This is a genomic window from Planococcus sp. APC 3900 (genome assembly GCF_030407735.1).
Classification (GTDB): domain Bacteria; phylum Bacillota; class Bacilli; order Bacillales_A; family Planococcaceae; genus Planococcus; species Planococcus notacanthi.
Genome location: NZ_JASDCT010000008.1, coordinates 59,542 through 76,375, shown reverse-complemented (window position 1 = coordinate 76,375; position 16,834 = coordinate 59,542). Strand labels below are relative to the sequence as shown.

Genomic DNA, 16,834 nt, shown 5'->3' with positions numbered 1-16,834 from the left:
ACAATTTCCCTCTTGAATACATAAGCGTTTACTTATATAATGAAATGATTGCAGAAGGAATAAAAGAGAATGATAAGCAGGGAGTTGTATAGCACGTGGATGTTTGGTTAGCGAGTTTTATATTTATTGTGACATTGATATTTGTTATTTGGCAGCCTAGAGGCTTGTCAATCGGCTGGTCGGCAATTGCGGGGGCTGTTGTGGCGCTGTTATTTGGCGTGGTAGATTTCGGTGATGTTTGGGATGTGACCGGCATTGTCTGGAACGCGACGTTGACGTTTGTCGCCTTGATCATCATTTCATTGATTCTTGATGAAATTGGATTTTTTGAATGGGCAGCTTTACACATGGCGCGTTTTGCCAAAGGCAGCGGCTTGCGGATGTTCTTCCTCGTCATCATGTTAGGGGCGGTCGTTGCCGCTTTGTTTGCAAATGACGGTGCCGCATTGATTTTAACGCCAATTGTGCTGGCGATGGTTCGGGCTTTGAAATTCAAAGATGCCATGATTTTACCGTTTATCATGGCTTGTGGATTTATCGCCGATACGGCGTCTCTGCCTTTTGTCGTAAGCAACTTGGTCAATATCGTCTCTGCAGACTTCTTTGGCATCGGATTTACTGAATACGCCATCCGGATGGCTGTGCCGAACTTGTTCAGCATCGCTGCAAGTATGCTTGTGCTGTATCTGTATTTCCGAAAAGACATTCCAAAGCATTTTGATGATAGTGTTTTGAAAACCCCGGCTTCAGCAATAAAGGATATCAAGATTTTCCGTTTGTCATGGGTGGTGCTGGTGATTTTGCTGATCGGCTATTTCAGCAGTGAAGCTTTGAATATCCCGGTTTCCTTGATTGCCGGAGCGGTAGCCATCATTTTCCTGGCGATTGCACGGAGAAGCAAATCGGTTGAAACGATGACCGTTTTAAAAGGAGCGCCTTGGGCCATCGTCTTTTTCTCGATCGGTATGTATGTTGTCGTTTATGGCCTGAGAAATGTTGGGCTGACATCGGTGCTCGCGACGGCCATCGAATGGACAGCGAGCCATGGGTTGTATGCAGCCACCATTGGTATGGGCTTTATCGCAGCTATTCTTTCGTCGGTCATGAACAATATGCCGACAGTCATGATCGATGCACTTGCCATAGCTGAAACCGATACGACGGGAGTCGTGAGGGAAGCGTTGATTTATGCCAACGTCATCGGGTCGGACCTAGGCCCGAAAATTACGCCAATCGGTTCATTGGCAACTCTATTATGGCTGCATGTGCTGAAAACAAAAGGTGTGAAAATCACATGGGGCTATTACTTCAAAATTGGAATTATCCTGACGATACCAACTTTGTTCATCACATTGACGGGCTTGTATTTGTGGCTCAACATTTTAAATTAAAACAACGAAAAAAGGAGCTTGCCGCAGGCGAGCTCCTTTTTGCTAGTCTAGAAATTTTGCTAAATAGATTTCGTTATGTGGTTTTCCGTCGATCATCATGGATTTTTGGCGGATGCCTTCAGATTCAAAACCGGCATTTTCATACAATTTGCGTGCAGGTTCATTTTCTTCGACAACGGTCACTTCCAGTCGGGTGATGCCTTTTTCCTTGGACCATTCTTCTGCTTTTTCAAGAAGCGATTTTGCGATGCCTTTGCCTTGCGCATCTTTTTGCAGGCCGAGGTCGATAAAAGCACGATGCGCAGCACGTTTTGCATCATTCCCCATCACCATTAAAAAGCCGACATGCTGGCCATTTAAAATAGCGATGATGATGGTGGAGTGTCCGCTTTGTTTCCACTCGATGATTTGCTTACGGACTTTTTGTGTGGATTGCGTCCGCTCATCTTTTGCGTACAGCATATAATCAGACTCGGATTCCACTGTCTTTTGCAAAGCGGCCAGAGAACGTGCATCTCCATGCTCTGCTGTGCGGATAAGAAGAATGTCCTGGTCCTCATCGTCTTTATTGGAACCTTTTCCATTTGAAAGATCGGCTCTTTCGAATACAACGAAACGGTCAGGTTCCACATCGCTGACAAAATAGCCGGCATCTACCCAGGCGTGAAAATGCTTGGCGGGTGGTTTTGTTTTTTTCCACCAGCTTTTATTCAGGTAGGCAGCATTGGGCAAATTCTGCCCCATAATCTGTTCAATCTCAGAAAAGGTTAATCTTATTGAGGCATTCGTCGCTCCGGAGAAATAATCGGCCAGAGGAATGTATTTCTTTTCCAGTAAAATGGTCACAGGCATCTCTTCCTTCCACCTAACTTTGAATTAGTTAGTCATATTATACCATTCGCATATGCTAAAGTACATAATGAATTTTTAAAATACAGATAATTCTATAAACTCATACTCTTTTAGGTCTATTTTTCTTTCTTTACCAGTTGGATTTATTTGAATAGCGGTCTTATGGTAGAATAAATACAGAAACTAAGAATTCCAGGAGGCTATTATTCATGTCAAATGTTTTAGTATTGGGCCACAAAAATCCGGACACTGATTCGATTTGTTCGGCCATTTCATATGCTTATTTAAAAAATGAAATGGGCATGGTTGCTGAACCGATCCGTTTAGGGGAAGTGAACAACGAAACCATTTTCGCACTGGAAACATTTAAGTTCGACCAGCCACGATTGGTGACGCAAGTTTCCAAAGAAGCATCACAAGTGATTCTGGTGGACCACAACGAACGCCAGCAAAGTGCTGAAGACATCAATGAAGTACAAGTGATCGAAGTGGTCGACCATCACCGCATCGCCAACTTCGAAACCACTGACCCGCTTTACTTCCGCGCGGAACCTGTTGGCTGCACGACGACCATCATCTTGAAGTTATTTAAAGAAAACGGTATTGAAGTGCCGCCGAATATTGCAGGCTTAATGCTGTCAGCCATTATTTCGGATTCACTGCTTTTCAAATCACCGACTTGTACTAAACAAGATGTTGATGCTGCTGCCGAATTGGCAGAAATTGCGGGCGTTGATGCACAAAGCTACGGCCTTGATCTGTTGAAAGCAGGAGCTGATCTAAGCAATAAAACATTGGAAGACTTGATTTCATTGGATTCAAAAGAATTTGAAGCAGGCGACCGCCGTTTTGAAGTCGCTCAAGTCAATGCAATTGATGTAGAAGAAGTCATGATTCGCCAAAAAGAGCTTGAAGTGCTGATGGCAAATACCATCGCTGCTAAAGATCTTGATCTTTTTGTCTTTGCTGTTACCGATATCCTTAACAACAATTCGGTTGCCATCGTCCTTGGCGAAAGATCCGGCATCATCGAAAGCGCCTTTAAATCGAGCGTTGTTGATAACCGTGTATTGTTGCCAGGCGTAGTTTCACGTAAAAAGCAAATCGTTCCAGTCATTACAGAAGCATTAAGCTGATTCCCAATGGGAGTCAGTTTTTTTCTTGGGGTGGTATTTCCGTTTGGGTTAAGATGAGTGCTTGTGCATTTCTTATTGTCTAGCTTCGGCGCCTTGAATCTCGGGGTCTTAAGTCATCCCGTCTGTGCGGCAAAAAGCGCCGCTTCGACGATCTGCCTTAAGCCCGTCGATTCAGGACGGGCACCTCAGCTTTTCCTTCTTGTCCAGACTCCAGCAGCCAGCTCCTCGAGTCGCTTCACCCTTGCCAGCAATGGCTGAAGAACGACATTACCGGCAAGGCTTCCAGCGCTTGTCAGAGCTTAACGGCTGCTTCCGCTTTTCTTTCCACAGGCAAAAAAATTGAGCGCTTTTGTTTTCGTTGCTATAGTTAATGGCGAGGTGGATAATATGAAAATTGAAGTTTGGTCAGATTATGTGTGCCCATTCTGCTATATAGGCAAGCGAAATTTGGAGAAGGCATTGGTTCAATCAGGTTTTGAAAGCCAAGCGGAGATTTCGTTTAAGGCCTACCAATTAGACCCGAGTACACCCATCGATTCGACTGTTTCAACTTATGACAGTTTAGCGAAAAAATTGGGGCAGACGGTGGAACAGGCAAAAGAAATGACTAAGGGAGTGGCACAACATGCCCGCTCAGTTGGTTTGGAATATGATTTCGATAACATGATGGAAGCCAATACACTGGCTGCACATCGTTTGGTGAAGTGGGCTGAAACCAAAAATAAGGATGCAGAACTGACTGAACAGCTTATGCACCAGTATTTTGTGGAAGCGAAAAATGTTGGCAATCATGATATTTTATTGAGCATTACAGAATCGATTGGATTGCCGCGAGACGAAGCAAAGCAAGTGCTGGAGTCAGATCAATTCATGGCTCAAGTTCAGTTTGATATCGCGGAAGCTGGCCAAATCGGCGTACAAGGCGTACCGTTTTTTGTAGTCAACCGCAAATATGCGCTTTCCGGTGCACAGCCGTTAGATGCCTTTGTAGAAGCCTTGGAGCAGATTGCTGAAGAAGAAGGCATTCGCCCAAAACTTAAGCCGATGGGTAAAGCGAAAACCACTTATTGTACGGGAGATTCCTGCGAAGGGGTTTAAGTTTGAGGCAGAGTAATTGACTTTTACTCTGCTCTTTCTTATGATAAGAAAGTGCTTTTAATTTGAGATAAATAATTTTAATATAATTACAAAAGGAGTTTTACATTAGATGACTAACGTTTTAGTAGTAAAAGCAAATAACCGCCCTGCATCTGAAGGAGTTTCAAGCAAAATGTATGAAGTATTCATGGATTCGATCGGAACAGGTTCTGATCTTGACATCAATACGTTCGACGTATTTAAAGAAGATATGCCTTATTTCGGTCAGGACTTCTTTGACGCAATGCAAAAATCAGCTCAAGCTGAAGAAATGACTGAATTGGAGCAACGTATTCTGACTGCTGCCAACAAAGCAATGGACGCATTCATGGATGCTGATGTGGTTGTTTTCGCATTCCCATTATGGAATAAAACAATTCCTGCGCCTTTGCAAACGTTCATCGACTATGTTTACCGTGCAGGCGTTACGTTCAAATATACAGCTGAAGGCCCGGTTGGCCTAGTTCCTGAGAAAAAAGTCATCATCTTGAATGCGCGCGGCGGAGTTTATTCAACACCAGAAATGGCTCCTGCTGAAATGAGCGTTAACTATATCCGTTTGATCATGGACTTCTTCGGCATCACTGACATTGAAGAAGTGATCATTGAAGGACACAACATGTACCCAGACCGCGCTGAAGAAATCATTGCGGACGGCATGAAACGCGTAGAGCAAGCTGCAAATTCATTAGTAAAAGTAAACGCATAATTTTAAAATGAAGGACTGCCCTTAAGGGGTGGTCCTTTTTTTGCTTTAAAAGGCGGTTGGACAGTAAATGTGTCAAATCGGACAGTATTTCCGAAATCTGGACAGTATTTTGTCTTAATCGGACAGTATGTCCAAATAACTGGGGATTTCCACTGCTCTCCCATTATATTGATTAGGATTTTTCAATGGGGGTAGACATTTACTAAAAGCTTTCTTGAGGAGGAACGGCATGGTACAAGGTGATAACGTGAGTCGGGTTCCAGAAGAGCAGAAGTCTTATTGGAGAGAATACAAGGATATACCGAGCTATCCCGCTTTACAGGAAAATCAATCGACAGATATTGCGGTTGTAGGCGGAGGCATGGTTGGGATCATCAGCGCTTACCTATTGGCGAAAGCCGGCAAAAAAGTGACGTTGATTGATGCTGGGAAATTAGTGGACGGGGTTACAGGTTATACGACGGCAAAAATTACGGCGCAGCATGGCCTGTTTTATTACCCGCTGGTCAAGCTGGTGGGAGAAGAACAGGCGAAGCTCTATTACGAGGCAAATATGGACGGGTTGAAATTCATTGAAGAAACAGCGAAAGAGCTCAATATCGACTGCGATTTTTCCTATCACAATGCATTTGTTTATGCCAATACGGCAGTAGGAGCGAAATTGGTAGAGAAAGAAGCCGAAACTTATCGGCAGCTGGGCATCGAGGGAGAATTAGCGAAAGATGAAGTTGAGTTGCCATTCCAAGTAAAAGAAGCAGTGGTCATGCGCGGACAAGCGCAATTCCATCCGGTGAAATTCCTTGCTGGGCTGGTAAAGGAAATTGAGCGGCTGGGCGGCAAGATTTATGAACAGACCCGTGCTGTGAAAATTTTAAGCAAAAACGATCCCGTGATCCAAACCGAAAATCTATCGCATTTATCGTGCAATAAAGTCATTGTGGCTACCCATTACCCATTCAATGATTTTGATGGGATGTATTTCTCCCGCTTATCGATCAATCGATCATATATCATCGCAGCCAAAGTGAATGGAGATGTACCGAACGATATGTACATCAGCGGCGATATGCCCTCCCGTTCGTTGCGCTATGCACCGGGTGAAAACGGAGAGAAGCTGTTGTTGATCGGCGGCGACGGCCATGCGACTGGAAAAAGCTCCAGCGAAACGATGGAACATTACCGCAATCTCGAGAAATTCGGAGAAGAGCATTTCGGCATCCAGGAGATTCCGTACCGCTGGTCTGCACAGGACATGACAACACTGGACCAAATTCCATATATCGGAACCATCACTGCAGGCTATGACAACATCTTGGTAGCTACAGGTTTCCATAAATGGGGGATGTCGAACGGCGCACTGGCGGGTATCCTGCTGACTGATCAAATTTTAGGCAAAGAAAATCGCTACGCACCGGTATTCAGTCCGACCCGCCCGAAAATGAAAGCGGTGGATGTTGCAAGCTTTGCGAAAGACAACGCCTCAGTTGCGAAGGAATTGGTGAAAGGCAAGCTGAAAAGAGCTTCCAAAACAGTGGATGATTTGGGCAAAGATGAAGGTTCACTTGTTAAAGTCGGCAAGAAGAAAGCAGGCGGCTACCGTGATGAATATGGCCAGGTCCATCTTGTTGATACCACTTGCACCCATATGGGCTGTGAAGTAAATTGGAATGATGCAGAACGGTCCTGGGATTGCCCATGCCACGGTTCCCGCTTCTCTTACACGGGGGATGTGCTGAACGGACCGGCCGTAAAACCGTTGAAGAAAATTGAACAGGAATACTGAAAAGCGTAAGCGCCCGTTTAGCTCTGCCGGGCATAAGACGATCTGGCGAAGCGGCGTGTTTTCAGCCGCATAGGCAGAGTGGCTTATGACCCAAAGAGCTGGGCGCTGGAGTCTAGACACTGAAAAGCGTAAGCGCTTGTACAGAGGAACGTAAGCTAAAGGCGCGACTTCCTGTCGCACCGCTTACGTGATCCGCGTCCTGCGGACCTCTGCCGGGCATAAAATAATAAAATAAAAAGCAGTGCGAGAAAATTTTCTCGCACTGCTTTTGCTTTATTCCTTAAGCTGGGTTGCCTTCTAATTCCAATGTAATTTTGATATCTTCGCCGACAAGTACCCCGCCAGTTTCAAGGGCCTGGTTCCATGTAAGGCCAAAATCTCTGCGGTTTACTTTGCCTTCTACGTTAAATGCCACAACTTCAACGCCCCATGGGTTTGTTGCTTTGCCGCCGTATTCCACTTCAAATGTAACAGGGCGAGTAACGTCTTTCATTGTAAGATCGCCAGTCAATTCGTATTCATCACCTTTTTTGATGATGTCATTCGCTTTGAATGTAATATATGGGAATTGTTCAACATCAAAGAAATCAGCAGAGCGCAAGTGGTTATCGCGATCTGTGTTGCTTGTATCGATGCTTGCTACGTCAATTTTAAAGTCGATCAATGCGCCTTGCAAATCTTCTTCATTTGCTTCAACGGTTGCTTCGTAAGATGTGAAAGCGCCTTTTACTTTTGAAATCATCATGTGTTTTACTGAGAATCCGACTTCCGAGTGTGCTGTGTCTACTGTCCATTTTTTCATGTTAAATTCCTCCTAGATATAATGTTCTGAAATCAATATACCAAGTATAAATCTCGATGTCAATAGTTATTAATTAATAATTCTCGAATTCAAGATATTATTTTATTGGACTTTCGTACCTAAGAACGTTATATCGCTTGTCAAATCGGGCTGAAAATTGGATACTAGTAGAAGCTATAAGTTTAGAAGGGATTTGCTTTGAATGACGAAAGAACAATGGTTGACGGATTTACGCGAGTTTTTGGCGGATGATCACGTCAAGATGGATGAGCCGCTACACCTCCATACATTAACTAAAATGGGTGGGCCAGCTGATATTTTTGTGACACCGACTACTGAAGACGAAACTGCATTTGCAGTTAAATACGCATATAAAAACAATATACCTTTATTGCTTCTAGGAAACGGATCCAATATGGTTGTCCGGGACGGAGGGTTCCGTGGAATCGTTCTGACGCTGAAAAGCCTAGAGGCGATTCGTATAGATGGAACTCATGTTTACGCGCAAGGTGGAGCGAACATCAAGAAAGTCTCGAAAATCGCGGCAGCGAAACAACTGACTGGATTTGAATTTGCTTGTGGGATTCCTGGGTCCATCGGTGGCGCCATGGCGATGAATGCCGGCGCATACGGCGGGGAAATCAAGGACATCATTAAACAGGCGACAGTTCTTTCGAAAGAAGGAGAAAAATTGGTTTTGTCCAAGGAAGATTTGGCTCTTGGCTACCGGAAGAGCATCATCACTAAAAAAGGCTTTTACGTCTTGTCGGCCGAATTTGAACTCGAAGTCGGTAAACAAACGGTCATTGATGCCAAAATGAGTGAATTGACTTATCAGAGAGAAAGCAAGCAACCGCTGGAATTTCCTTCTGCAGGCAGTGTCTTTAAACGGCCGCCTGGTAATTTTGCGGGGAAATTGATTCAAGAAAGCGGTCTGCAGGGACGAGGATTCGGCGGAGCGGAAGTATCCACTAAACACGCTGGCTTTATTGTCAATAAAAACAATGCTTCCGCCAACGATTATATTCAGACGATTGAAATGGTCAAAGCGGCTGTTCAGGAAAAGTTTGGCATTGATTTGGAGCTTGAGGTGAAGATTGTAGGAGAAGATTTAACTTAATTAGACGGAAGATGCCCTTTTGCCGGGCATCTTTTTTTTATGGAAAAAGGAATTGATCCTTCGACAGTCGAATAAAACATAATACGAAAAAAGGAGGCACGACAATGGGTGGGAAAGTTAAGAATAAGAGATGGCTGAAATGGCTTTTAGGGATTTTGGGTGTACTCGTCGCAATTGCAGTAGCAGCGCTTATTTTTGTAAACGTTTACATAGGGAAATCCAAGCCGCTTATTGAAGGGGAAGCGGCAGTAGCAATATTGGACAGTAATGTGACAGTTGTGCGTGACGATATCGGCGTTCCGCATATTCGAGCTGAAACCGACGCAGACCTTTACCGTGCGCAGGGCTATGTGCAGGCACAGGATCGCATGTTCCAGATGGATTTATCCCGCAGGCAAGCAAGCGGCCGTTTGGCGGAAGTGATTGGAGCGGATGCAGTCGATACCGACAAGTTTTTCCGGACATTCAGTTTACGGGATGCTGCCGAGAAATCCTGGGACGGCTATGACGCAGAAGCGAAACAGGTGCTTGAGTGGTATGCAGAAGGCGTTAACGCTTATATGGAAGAAGCCAAAGAAAGTGGAGATTTGAGTTTTGAATTTGCGCTGCTCGGTTTTGAACCGGAGGAATGGACACCTGTCGATTCCTTGACGATCGGTAAGTTCATGGCTTATGACCTTGGGGGACATTGGAACACGCTGGCCGTCCGCCACTGGGCAATAAATGAATTCCCGGAAGACAAAGCACGGGAATTGTTTATAGAATACCCTGAAGATGCACCGGCTATCTTGGCGGCCAACAAACAATCGCAAGTTAAAGTGGCAGGTGAATTCGATGCTTCTGTCATTCCGCCCGAATTCAACGGCAGCAACAACTGGGTGGTATCCGGAGATAAAACAGCAAGCGGCAAACCGTTGCTTGCGGACGATCCGCATCTGGGGCTCAGCACCCCATCCATTTGGTACCAAATGCATTTGGAATCGCCCGAACAAAACGTCAGTGGCGTCATTTTTGCCGGCATTCCTGGGATTATTCTGGGGCATAACGAAGAAATTGCATGGGGTGTGACCAATGTGGGGCCGGATGTTCAGGATCTTTACATTGAAACACCGAACCCCGATGACCCGACACAATTTCAGTATGAAGGCAAATGGGAACAGGCGGAAGTAAGAGACGAACCGATTAAAGTGAAAGATGGAAAAACAGAGGCATTTGAAGTGTTGGTGACGAGACATGGGCCAGTTGTATCGAATGTCCTGTATGAAGACGAAGATCCGGGCGCAGTCTTTTCGATGCAGTGGACTGCCCTTGAACCGACGCTTGAACTGCAGGCGGTCCTTAATTTCAATAAAGCATCCAATTGGGAAGAGTTCGAATTGGCATTAGAGGACTTTCAGGCACCTGCACAGAACTTCGTTTTCGCATCCACGGATGGAACCATCGCCTATAAAGCGAATGGCCGTATTCCAATCCGCAAATCCGGGGACGGCCAGTTGCCGGTTCCAGGAGACTCAGCGGAATATGGATGGGAAGGATATGTGCCATTTGATGAATTGCCGCAGTCGGTCAATCCGGAAAATGGATTTATCGCTACAGCGAACAACGAAGTGGTTGACGATTCCTATCCTTATCACATCACCGATTTCTGGGCACAGCCCTATCGCTATGAGCGAATTGCGGAAGTGCTGGAAGCATCAGATGAGTTGACTGCGCAGGATATGATGGACCTGCAGATGGACCAAAAGAATTTATATGCCGCAGAGTTTTTGGCAGACATGATTGCTACAGTGCGCAACAGCACCGATGAATACAATGAAGTGCTGGCTTTGCTTGAAGAATGGGATCAGGTGGACAGCAAAGATCAGGCGGCGCCATTGGTTTTCCATAAATGGATGAAGCAATTGCCTGAGACGTTATTGAGCGAACAATTCCCTGATGACGTATTTGAAATGTTGGCAGGCAAAAACCACATCACCGATGAAATGATGCGGAATGCATTTGCAGGAGATGAAGGTGCCTGGATGACCGAATACGGCGGATTGGAAAAATGGCTGGTGGATTCGCTGGAGACGGCAGTGAGTGACATTGAAGAAGAGCAGGGAAGTGATTTGGCTGACTGGACGTGGGGTGAGCATCACCAATTGACTTTCCCGCATCCGATTGCGGGCGCTTCGTCCATTTTCGCCGCATTCCTGAACCCGGATCCAGTACCGATCGGCGGTTCCAATATCACGGTTCAGGCAGCTGCGTCCACACCGGAAGGCAATGTCAATCACGGAGCGTCTTGGCGATTTGTAGCGGATCTTGCTGATTTATCGAGTGCCTACCATATTGTTGGACCAGGATTGAGCGGACATTTGAAATCGGATTACTTCCATAACCAAGTGGACGATTGGGCTGAAGGCGATTTTCATGAGACGGAAATTACCGAAGACGTAAAAGGGTCGACATTAATTTTAAAGGCTGAATAAGTTCTAGCCGAAAATCGTTCGAAAAGGTCTGTAGATAGTCGCGAACGTTCGTAAAGTGTTTTGACACCTTTACGAACGTTCTTTTTGTTCATTTCCGGCTGTTTTTGAAGCGTTCGTAAAGGTGTATTTTTAGGAACGGTTATTTTCTAATAAATTTTCTTTGAGTATAATTTTAATATGTTATTATTGGTAAAAAATGAAAATCATAAAGTTGAATTGCTTATGAACTGTACTGAAAGAGGAGGATTACCTTGTGGAGGGGAATTGGAATAAAACTAGCATCAATCTTCCGTATTCATATGAAAGTCTTAAGACTCTTTTAGACACCGTCTGCAAGAAAGAAAACCAATTTTCTCAAGTTGATTTTGCATGTGGTGCGATAATTTAACAATGGCTTGGGAAGAAGAAGATTTAGATGACCAGAATGAATTAGCTTTTTCTATTGCCCGGGATATTGAGTGTCAGTGGGATTTGTATGACCACGGGTTTCCTTCTTATGAAAAACTGATGAGGGCAGACCTGTCTATATTGGAATTGCCACCTGAATGGTTTAAAGAATGGGCAGCCAAATTAGACAAAAAATAATCATGGAATTACTGGATTTGAATGTAACTTAAGTGCAGTTAAGTTACATTCAAACTTAGTTAAAGTATTAAAAAATATTGTTTAGACAAGAATGAAATATAAGGAGTTTAGGATGAAAAAAAATATAAGTACTATAATCGTGATTTTGGCATTGATCGGCTTTTTAGTTGCAACGTTTTTTCTTCAGTATGAAGTTTTATTTCTAACTCGTATTGCTTCACTTATCTTCACAATTGTTTATTTAATAATTGAAGTAAAGCAAGAGTATTTCTCAACACGCAAGCCATTATTTATTCTCTTTGGTGTCATTAGCATATTAGCTATAGCAGTATGCATTATACTTGATGAAACTTCAGCGACTGATGGATTCAATGCTAGAAGTTTTATGCTCCTAGTATTTGTTTTCATTCTTCTGGTCATTAGCTATAAAGATTTATACAACAAAAACGATATTGCAAAGTAATTTCAGTTCAACTTTAGTTTTATAAATTCTTTGATTTGAATGTAACTTATTGTGAATTAAGTTACATTCAAAATCATAGATAACATTCAAGAACGTAGGGAGGCTTCTCGCAACATGAAGTATGTTTGTCCAGTATGTGGTCATAAAGGGTTAGACGAACCTGCATATACTGATTTGAAAAACTTAAAAGACGCCTCATTCGATATATGTAGTTGTTGTCGATTTCAGTTTGGAGTAGACGACGATATTGAACTACAAAACGGAGATTTTTTAACGGTTAAGGATACACACACTATTTATCGCGATATTTGGCTAAATTTTGATGCACCTGTTTTTTTAACTAAAGAATATCCAGCTGAAAATCAAGAAAACGGAAAAGTAAAACGGAAGTACTTAGAAGATCAATTAAAATACATTGGTATCGCTATTAATGAATCAGCTGACCTTTAGGGAACAGGTAGAAAATACTGAAATGAATGTAACTTAATCCTAATTAAGTTACATTCAGTTTATTGATTACAGAGGCTTTTATTCTTCTTTTTGTCTATCACTCTATTCACTTGCCGGCTCAATTACCTTTCCGTTTTCATCGTAAAGCGTAAAGGTAAGAAAAGTCTCTTTTAAATCTTCAGGGAGTTTTTTGTATACCAAAAACGTTGCATCTTCAGGAATAGGTGAAGTGAAACTGAAGTCCTCATCGGTAAATTCAGATTTCGCCGTAATGTGATCGATTTGTAAATCCGGGTTTTTTCCGGCCAGAATACCATACACACCTTGATTCGTTTTAAGGTCACGGTATTTGACAATATTCGTTCCTGCACCTGATTCTACAATTTTGAATTGTCCATTCCACCCTTTAAGCAAATGTGCATACCCCACATATTTATCTGCTGTTTCAAAAAGCACAACGTACGATGTAGTATGGTTGATCTGTGTCATTTTCAGGATTTTAATTTCAATTTCCTCTTCGCTTCCTCTACTTTCCCATGTCGTCAAATCAGCAAGGATAGACGCTCGATTGTCTTTAACAGAATACTGATTAACATAAAATACTGTATAACCAACACCAATTACTAGAATACATAAAAGAGCAAACAACAACTTCTTCTTCATTTTTTACCTCCATCGGATTTTGTAGGATACCCGTCCATTCTTGCACTTTTTTCGTTTGTCCTGGTCATATTAGAAATCACCTTTGTCAGCACTCATTATACCAATCATTTCCAATGAAAAAGTTATTTTAAATTAGCTATTCATAATTTTTTCTTGTTTTTGAATGTAACTTAATAGCAATTAAGTTACATTCGGAACCTGTAAAACAAAAGAGTTGCTGATCTTAAAAAGATTCAGCAACTCTTTTGTATGTAAGTTCATTTTATAACTGAAAAAGGTAAAACGAAAAGAAAATTAGAAATATAGCCAGGACTGTAAGAACTCTATTCGTTCTTTTACTGATCTCTTTATCTAGAAAAGAAAGTTTCCCAAAAAGAGCACTTAAAATATAAGCTAAAACCCCTGCTAAAATAGCCCCTATTAACGTGCGGAAGTCGTAAATATAATCATCAATATAACTGACAAGAATAATGGAGAAAGCAACAGAAAACCCATTCATATGGTACTTTAAGTTATATTTTTTTTCGCTGTTCAAATTCATTTCGCCCCTTAGTTCAGCAAGTTTATAATTACTATACCAACTAGCTTCCAATAAAGTTTCAATTTTTCAAAAAAGAGGAATTTACTAGATATTTTTTGATGCTTTTGAATGTAACATAATGGTAAGTAAGTTACTTTCAAACTCCTGTCTTATAAGGGCTTACGAAAAATAAAATAACCTCATTCTCTTTTTCAGTTATACTAATATTTAGAAATAGAGGGGGTTATTGGGGTGGAGAAAACGTTAGCTATTTACATCGCTTTTGGTGCAGCCATCGTATTCTTTTTCGGGGGGATTTGGGAGGCTATTGCGGCAATGGTGCTCATTTACATTGCGCTCAGAATCGATCATCTTATAAAAAAATTCGAATACAGAAGATAATTTATCTAAATTCACTAAATTCAAAGTCGCATTCGAAAAAGAGTACGGCTTTTTATTGAATCTGCAGGCAATATGCGGACAGTTGAGTGACATTCGGAAAGTTATTGAGGACAAGTAAGAAGGAGGATTTACGTGAAAAATAGCTTTTTGAACTCATTTAAGTTGGTTGTAGTTTTCTTTTGTTTAGGTGTCTTAGCTTTAATACTAGGTGTAAACGGGGAAGCAGTGGCCATATTTATTTCGAGACCTTCGGGTGCCGGGTCATGGACAACATCTGAAAGCATGATGAATGGATTTATATATATACCTTCAGCTATTGGCGTTTTTTTCTTTGCACTAGCTACCATTGTTTTCACAATTTCTTATAAAAAAGTGCAAGAAAAATGAATATATAATTCTTTCTAAGAACTCATTCTTATTTATTTTTAAGAAGCTGCAGGGGAAAGTCCTTGTTTCGATAACTTTTTTATTTGAAGTAAAGAGCATGAATCTGAATGTAACATAAGTGTAAGTAAGTTACATTCATACCCCTTATTCTAGTGAAGTTGTAAACATAAGAAGAAAAAGTAAATTTGCTAGAAAAAATGATACATTGAAAAGGCCATTCAGTACGGTTTTATAATTATAAATTAACGAACTAACGAAGTGGTTTAGTTGAAGGAAGCATATGGTTCCAAATAGAAGTGTACATCAAATAAGAAAAATTTAAATGCATGATCAGTTTGAATGAGATAAGATGCAAAACAATCTCCCTGTTTCATTTCAAAAGAAAGGAAATGTGAAAATGAAATATAAATTACATTTTACTATCCCTACATTTACTGAGGACTTGGATACTTTTCCGATCCCTGAAAATAAAAATTATGATTACTGGGTTCCTTTAATAAGCTATTTTATTAGGCAATCAAATATCATCGAAATCCATTGCTGGAATGACGAAAAAGATGTTATTAAGGAAACGACCTTGTTGTTCAAAGACTCTTTTAAAATAGTAAATGGAAGAGATGTTACTGTTATTAAAGGAAGCAAAATGGATAATATATCAAACCACTTGTTGTACAAGAATCTAAAAACAAACGGCAAATTAAAATGGTTTTCGATTTTTTTTATTAAAAAAAAAACACTCCCTTTTTTCACTCTGAGCATTGGGGAACCGAGTTTTTTGCTCCGAATCTCAGTGAGGAAGACATAGCATACATCAAATCAATCACGCCCACACGTACAGATTTTCATCAATACAACTAAAATAATTCTACTAAGCTGTTTCGTTTAATGAGATGCATAACAGTTGCCTGCGAAAAGATTAAATTTCTTAAGGGGTTTCAATGCAATAGGATTTAAAGAAAGTTAAACCCGGTTCATTAATTTCGTTACATTTAAAAATACTATTCATGTATTCACTGCCTAGTTTACATATCATGAGGTTATCGATAGTTAGCAAATACTAGTATATAAATCAAGAATCCCTGGAAGCTTTTAACGCCAAAACTACAGGGAGTTCTTAAGATTTAAAGCAAAGTGAAGCGTAACACCGATACCCCCAATTAAAGCAGCCAATAAACATGATATTTTTCAATAAGTTATACTGAAGAAAAACAGATGTGAGGCGTATGAGATGAAACGGATACTGGCAGTAGGATTTGGCGGAATGGCGGGTTCGCTTTTGCGGGCGAGTGTTTATATGGCAGTCACGGGTGGGCTCGGGCTATGGATTGTCAATCTAGTTGGCAGTTTTCTGATCGGTGTGGCAGCAGTCCGTTTGAGTCGCCAGTCCGCGGAACTGCGCTTATTGGTATCGACAGGACTGCTGGGTTCATTTACGACGTTTTCTGCTTTCTCCGCTGATTGGTTCCATTACCTGGAGTCGTCCATCTGGTGGGGCGTAGCGTTTGCCGGGAGCATGACGGCGGCTTGCGTAGCGTCGGCAGCTGCAGGGCTGTGGGTCGGCAGGAAAGGAGTGGCGTCATGATCGGCATCGCAATAGGCGGATTTTCAGGGGCGATTACACGTTACTTTTTTTACTTGCTGATCGAGAGTAAAATGTGGCAGCCAAAAGCTGCAACTTGGCTGGTCAACAGCATCGGCTCATTTACGCTTGGCCTGTTTATCGGCAGCGGCAATTTATCGTCTTTCTGGATTACTGGTTTTCTCGGGGCCTTCACGACCTTTTCGACCATGGCTTTGGACATTGTCAAAGATCTGGAAGACGGCAAATGGCTGCACGCTGTCGGTTATGTTGGCGCAACTTTAGCCGGCGGCATTGGGCTGTTCAGCCTCGGCTATGTTTTAATTTGATAAATCTCTGAAACTCCTGCGGCGATTGCAGGAGTTTTTTTATGAACGCCTACAA

The 16,834-nt window shown here is 42.1% G+C and carries 18 protein-coding genes; 15 read left to right on the top strand and 3 right to left on the bottom strand.

Features of this window, described 5'->3' with window-relative positions:
• Positions 1-95 precede the first annotated feature (95 nt).
• Positions 96-1,391 (top strand): arsenic transporter, encoded by a 1,296-nt coding sequence (locus QMA04_RS15325; protein ID WP_290186790.1) that lies wholly within the window; start codon positions 96-98, stop codon positions 1,389-1,391.
• 42 nt (positions 1,392-1,433) lie between these two features.
• On the opposite strand, the gene QMA04_RS15320 is transcribed toward QMA04_RS15325, so the two are convergent.
• Positions 1,434-2,243 (bottom strand): GNAT family N-acetyltransferase, encoded by an 810-nt coding sequence (locus QMA04_RS15320; protein ID WP_225218492.1) that lies wholly within the window; start codon positions 2,241-2,243, stop codon positions 1,434-1,436.
• A gap of 209 nt (positions 2,244-2,452) precedes the next feature.
• Here QMA04_RS15320 and QMA04_RS15315 point away from each other — a divergent pair, with 209 nt between their 5' ends.
• From QMA04_RS15315 to QMA04_RS15300, 4 genes are all read left to right on the top strand, one after another.
• Positions 2,453-3,379: a manganese-dependent inorganic pyrophosphatase gene (locus QMA04_RS15315; RefSeq protein WP_191715517.1), complete on the top strand. Its 927-nt coding sequence runs from the start codon at positions 2,453-2,455 to the stop codon at positions 3,377-3,379.
• Between the two features lie 387 nt (positions 3,380-3,766).
• Complete coding sequence (locus tag QMA04_RS15310; protein WP_290186788.1) at positions 3,767-4,477, top strand: DsbA family oxidoreductase; 711 nt, start codon at positions 3,767-3,769, stop codon at positions 4,475-4,477.
• Positions 4,478-4,586: 109 nt separating this feature from the next.
• Complete coding sequence (locus tag QMA04_RS15305; protein ID WP_191715519.1) at positions 4,587-5,225, top strand: FMN-dependent NADH-azoreductase; 639 nt, start codon at positions 4,587-4,589, stop codon at positions 5,223-5,225.
• A gap of 229 nt (positions 5,226-5,454) precedes the next feature.
• Positions 5,455-7,008, top strand: a complete 1,554-nt coding sequence (locus tag QMA04_RS15300) for an FAD-dependent oxidoreductase (RefSeq protein WP_290186787.1) — start codon at positions 5,455-5,457, stop codon at positions 7,006-7,008.
• A 280-nt stretch (positions 7,009-7,288) separates the two neighbouring features.
• Here QMA04_RS15300 and QMA04_RS15295 read toward each other — a convergent pair whose 3' ends face one another.
• Positions 7,289-7,810 carry a YceI family protein gene (locus QMA04_RS15295; protein WP_191715521.1) on the bottom strand — a complete coding sequence of 174 codons (522 nt, stop codon included), beginning with the start codon at positions 7,808-7,810 and terminating at the stop codon, positions 7,289-7,291.
• A gap of 202 nt (positions 7,811-8,012) precedes the next feature.
• On the opposite strand from QMA04_RS15295, the gene murB reads away from it, so the two are divergent.
• The 5 genes from murB (at position 8,013) to QMA04_RS15270 (ending at position 12,899) form a co-directional block, all read left to right on the top strand.
• Positions 8,013-8,930: a UDP-N-acetylmuramate dehydrogenase gene (gene murB, locus QMA04_RS15290; protein ID WP_290186785.1), complete on the top strand. Its 918-nt coding sequence runs from the start codon at positions 8,013-8,015 to the stop codon at positions 8,928-8,930.
• A 104-nt stretch (positions 8,931-9,034) separates the two neighbouring features.
• On the top strand, positions 9,035-11,401 hold the full coding sequence (locus QMA04_RS15285) for a penicillin acylase family protein (protein ID WP_290186784.1): 2,367 nt from the start codon (positions 9,035-9,037) through the stop codon (positions 11,399-11,401).
• Positions 11,402-11,791: 390 nt separating this feature from the next.
• A complete protein-coding gene (locus QMA04_RS15280; RefSeq protein ID WP_290186783.1) occupies positions 11,792-11,986 on the top strand; it encodes a hypothetical protein in 195 nt (64 codons plus the stop codon).
• Between the two features lie 112 nt (positions 11,987-12,098).
• Positions 12,099-12,449 carry a hypothetical protein gene (locus QMA04_RS15275; RefSeq protein ID WP_290186781.1) on the top strand — a complete coding sequence of 117 codons (351 nt, stop codon included), beginning with the start codon at positions 12,099-12,101 and terminating at the stop codon, positions 12,447-12,449.
• 114 nt (positions 12,450-12,563) lie between these two features.
• A complete protein-coding gene (locus tag QMA04_RS15270; protein ID WP_290186779.1) occupies positions 12,564-12,899 on the top strand; it encodes a hypothetical protein in 336 nt (111 codons plus the stop codon).
• Positions 12,900-13,001: 102 nt separating this feature from the next.
• On the opposite strand, the gene QMA04_RS15265 is transcribed toward QMA04_RS15270, so the two are convergent.
• Positions 13,002-13,562 (bottom strand): hypothetical protein, encoded by a 561-nt coding sequence (locus QMA04_RS15265; protein WP_191715327.1) that lies wholly within the window; start codon positions 13,560-13,562, stop codon positions 13,002-13,004.
• A gap of 772 nt (positions 13,563-14,334) precedes the next feature.
• On the opposite strand from QMA04_RS15265, the gene QMA04_RS15260 reads away from it, so the two are divergent.
• The 5 genes from QMA04_RS15260 to QMA04_RS15240 all read left to right on the top strand — a co-directional run bounded on the left by QMA04_RS15260 (position 14,335) and on the right by QMA04_RS15240 (position 16,779).
• Positions 14,335-14,484: a hypothetical protein gene (locus QMA04_RS15260; RefSeq protein WP_290186777.1), complete on the top strand. Its 150-nt coding sequence runs from the start codon at positions 14,335-14,337 to the stop codon at positions 14,482-14,484.
• Positions 14,485-14,616: 132 nt separating this feature from the next.
• A complete protein-coding gene (locus tag QMA04_RS15255; protein WP_290186775.1) occupies positions 14,617-14,871 on the top strand; it encodes a hypothetical protein in 255 nt (84 codons plus the stop codon).
• Positions 14,872-15,268: 397 nt separating this feature from the next.
• Positions 15,269-15,676, top strand: coding sequence for a hypothetical protein (locus tag QMA04_RS15250; protein WP_290186773.1), 408 nt, complete (start codon positions 15,269-15,271; stop codon positions 15,674-15,676).
• Between the two features lie 423 nt (positions 15,677-16,099).
• Positions 16,100-16,453 (top strand): fluoride efflux transporter FluC, encoded by a 354-nt coding sequence (locus tag QMA04_RS15245; protein WP_290186771.1) that lies wholly within the window; start codon positions 16,100-16,102, stop codon positions 16,451-16,453.
• Complete coding sequence (locus QMA04_RS15240) at positions 16,450-16,779, top strand: fluoride efflux transporter FluC (RefSeq protein ID WP_290186769.1); 330 nt, start codon at positions 16,450-16,452, stop codon at positions 16,777-16,779. Before QMA04_RS15245 ends, QMA04_RS15240 begins: the two co-directional genes overlap by 4 nt.
• The last annotated feature ends 55 nt before the right edge of the window (positions 16,780-16,834 follow it).

What these genes read in the sequence shown, in the direction of transcription:
- QMA04_RS15245 (WP_290186771.1), top strand. Translation starts at nt 16,100, where the DNA reads ATGAAACGGATACTGGCAGTAGGATTTGGCGGAATGGCGGGTTCGCTT.
- QMA04_RS15265 (WP_191715327.1), bottom strand. Translation starts at nt 13,562, where the DNA reads ATGAAGAAGAAGTTGTTGTTTGCTCTTTTATGTATTCTAGTAATTGGT.
- QMA04_RS15315 (WP_191715517.1), top strand. Translation starts at nt 2,453, where the DNA reads ATGTCAAATGTTTTAGTATTGGGCCACAAAAATCCGGACACTGATTCG.
- QMA04_RS15280 (WP_290186783.1), top strand. Translation starts at nt 11,792, where the DNA reads ATGGCTTGGGAAGAAGAAGATTTAGATGACCAGAATGAATTAGCTTTT.
- QMA04_RS15300 (WP_290186787.1), top strand. Translation starts at nt 5,455, where the DNA reads ATGGTACAAGGTGATAACGTGAGTCGGGTTCCAGAAGAGCAGAAGTCT.
- QMA04_RS15285 (WP_290186784.1), top strand. Translation starts at nt 9,035, where the DNA reads ATGGGTGGGAAAGTTAAGAATAAGAGATGGCTGAAATGGCTTTTAGGG.
- QMA04_RS15270 (WP_290186779.1), top strand. Translation starts at nt 12,564, where the DNA reads ATGAAGTATGTTTGTCCAGTATGTGGTCATAAAGGGTTAGACGAACCT.
- QMA04_RS15275 (WP_290186781.1), top strand. Translation starts at nt 12,099, where the DNA reads ATGAAAAAAAATATAAGTACTATAATCGTGATTTTGGCATTGATCGGC.
- QMA04_RS15320 (WP_225218492.1), bottom strand. Translation starts at nt 2,243, where the DNA reads ATGCCTGTGACCATTTTACTGGAAAAGAAATACATTCCTCTGGCCGAT.
- QMA04_RS15250 (WP_290186773.1), top strand. Translation starts at nt 15,269, where the DNA reads ATGAAATATAAATTACATTTTACTATCCCTACATTTACTGAGGACTTG.
- QMA04_RS15295 (WP_191715521.1), bottom strand. Translation starts at nt 7,810, where the DNA reads ATGAAAAAATGGACAGTAGACACAGCACACTCGGAAGTCGGATTCTCA.
- QMA04_RS15310 (WP_290186788.1), top strand. Translation starts at nt 3,767, where the DNA reads ATGAAAATTGAAGTTTGGTCAGATTATGTGTGCCCATTCTGCTATATA.
- QMA04_RS15240 (WP_290186769.1), top strand. Translation starts at nt 16,450, where the DNA reads ATGATCGGCATCGCAATAGGCGGATTTTCAGGGGCGATTACACGTTAC.
- QMA04_RS15305 (WP_191715519.1), top strand. Translation starts at nt 4,587, where the DNA reads ATGACTAACGTTTTAGTAGTAAAAGCAAATAACCGCCCTGCATCTGAA.
- murB (WP_290186785.1), top strand. Translation starts at nt 8,013, where the DNA reads ATGACGAAAGAACAATGGTTGACGGATTTACGCGAGTTTTTGGCGGAT.